Origin of the sequence: Mesotoga sp. (genome assembly GCF_035363035.1) — a bacterium.
Lineage (GTDB): Bacteria > Thermotogota > Thermotogae > Petrotogales > Kosmotogaceae > Mesotoga.
In genome coordinates this window covers 1-2,210 of sequence record NZ_DAOSEH010000167.1, presented here as the reverse complement: position 1 = coordinate 2,210, position 2,210 = coordinate 1, and the positions used below count along the sequence as shown (strand labels likewise).

Genomic DNA, 2,210 nt, shown 5'->3' with positions numbered 1-2,210 from the left:
GCCAACAACGTCTCGTACGTCCGCTGGATAATGCAGACCGTTCCCGGGGATTTCGAGAGCAAAGAGCTGAAGAAACTCTGCATCCAGTACAAACATGAATCGATGAAGGGAGAGGAAGTGCTCATCGAAAGCGGTTTCGAAGATCGGGACGGCCTGAAAATCGGTCTGCACAGGGTCACTTCAGGCGGGAAGAAACTCGCCATCGCCTGCACGAAGTGGTTATGAAAAGACGGCCTTGGCCGCCTTTTCTATACCAGTGAGTCGGGATCGACGTAATCGTCCAGCCAGTAAGCGTCGGGATTCCTGTCGAAGGCCATGAAGAGATTGTACCTTCTCGGGTCGGCCGCCCTGTGGTATTTCATGTATATCTTGTTTTCGTCGATGCCCACGTACTCTATCTTTCCCGTCGCGTGAGACATAACGAACCTCGCTCGTTTGGCCAGACCGGACACCCTGTCTATGGCCTTCTTGAAGACCGTGTATCCCTCCTCCGCGGGCACGGCGTAGGTGTGGTTGCCCCTGGTCGGCCTGCACTGGAAAACGTAATAGGGCGGGATTCCTGCGAACGACAGTTTCCTGAAAAGCTCGGCCATCGTATCGGCGTCGTCGTTGACGCCCCTTATCATAGGCGTCTGGTTGCATATGACCGCGCCGGCGTTCCTCAGAATGTTCAACCCCTCCACGGCAACGTCCGTCAGTTCTGCGGGATGATTGAAGTGCGCCATGATATAGATCCTCTTTTCGCTGGTGCTGTACTTTCTAATCATCTCGGGCAGCGCGGGATCGTTGATTATCCTGTAAGGGTTGAAGGCCACCATCTTGCTCCCGAACCTTATGATTCCAACGTGTTCGATCTCGCGAAGCCGCCCGACAATATCGGATAATTTGTCGGTCGAGAGGATCAGGGAATCTCCGCCGGTGAGGAGTACGTTGGTTATCTCTCTGTGCTTTCTTATGTACTCGATCCCCGGTCCGACGTCGTTTGTAACTTCCCTGTTCTCCGTCGAGAAGAGCCTCTTCCTGAAGCAGAACCTGCAGAAGCTGCCACAAACTCTGGAGACCAGGAGCAGGGCGGTGTCTTCGTACTTGTGTTCCATGCCCGGCACGACACTGTAGAGATGCTCGTTCGAGGCATCCATCTCCCCCCACTCGTCGAGCTCTTCGATATCGGGCATTATGATCCTCTTTATGGGATCGTTCGGATCGTCCCAGTCTATGAGGCTCAGGTAATAATCGTTGGCCCTGAAAGGAAACTGCTCTATCACTTCGTTCATCTGTCCGATCTGATCTTCGCTAAGCTCTTCGATCAGATCTACCTTTGTAAGATATTTTGGTTTCTGCAAATTACTACCTCCCTATTCTGTTTGATTCGATATTGTTGAGCATGAAAAAACTCCGTGTATCTCTGCACTCGCTGGATATAACTGTTCAATTGTTCGAACAGCCGGTCCTATCAGATGACTACGAAAGAATTACGATACGGAATTTTCAACACCATTCACTATATATTATATCTTATGAGCCTCCTGGATGTGTACCCCGCACAGGTATTGGCAGTGTATTAAAATGCGGCGCTTCGAGGCGCTTCCAGAGGCATAAGTTACACGCGGTTAATCGCCAGACCGGTTGACTTTAAAGATTATCCGTGATAAAATATAAAAAGAGACGTCGAAAAGGACGTCTCTTTGCTATTATCTATCGGCCGTTTCCGCTTTACGCCGCTTTCGCTTTCAGAGGAACACGATGAGCGCTATCACTCCCGCCGTGAGAACCCCCAGTCCGACAAGACCGTATATCTCCCACCTCGCCAGTCCCTTCATATAGTGGAACTCCCTTATCTGTCTTATCCACTCGGGCAGCAGCAAGATCTGTTTGAACGTGAAGTTTTCCCTCAACCCGAAGGTTATCCAGGCCCTCCCGGCCTCTCTCGAGGAGATCTCGATCCTGTAAGTTCCCTCCGATTCCATTAGGCTGTCGTAGCCGAGGTGCTTGTAGGAATTGGTGTCTCCGAAGAACTCGTACATGACCTCCGGCTCGGTCTGCGTGAAATCGAAGCCGTCTTTCAGCTGGCCGTCGGGCCTGTATATGGCCAGTCCCGGCCTGAAAGAGTAGGTGGTCTCCATGACGGGTACTCCCACCGGTACGCCGAAAAGGATGTGTAGATTCTTGCCTGGCAGGCCTTCGAACGAGAAGACGATCGTCTCCTCTCC

2 protein-coding genes and 1 pseudogene are annotated in these 2,210 nt (G+C 51.9%); 1 reads left to right on the top strand and 2 read right to left on the bottom strand.

Annotation, left to right across the window (positions count from 1 at the left end; all coding sequences use genetic code 11):
* Positions 1-225, top strand: a pseudogene (locus tag PKX57_RS12100) (acyl-[acyl-carrier-protein] thioesterase); the annotation flags it as partial.
* Between the two features lie 23 nt (positions 226-248).
* Here the strand turns inward: PKX57_RS12100 and PKX57_RS12095 are convergent.
* Together PKX57_RS12095 and PKX57_RS12090 are read right to left on the bottom strand one after the other, a co-directional pair.
* Positions 249-1,343, bottom strand: coding sequence for a KamA family radical SAM protein (locus PKX57_RS12095; RefSeq protein ID WP_472417571.1), 1,095 nt, complete (start codon positions 1,341-1,343; stop codon positions 249-251).
* Between the two features lie 387 nt (positions 1,344-1,730).
* The coding region (locus tag PKX57_RS12090) for a hypothetical protein (RefSeq protein WP_472417569.1) at positions 1,731-2,210 on the bottom strand (480 nt) is incomplete at its 5' end.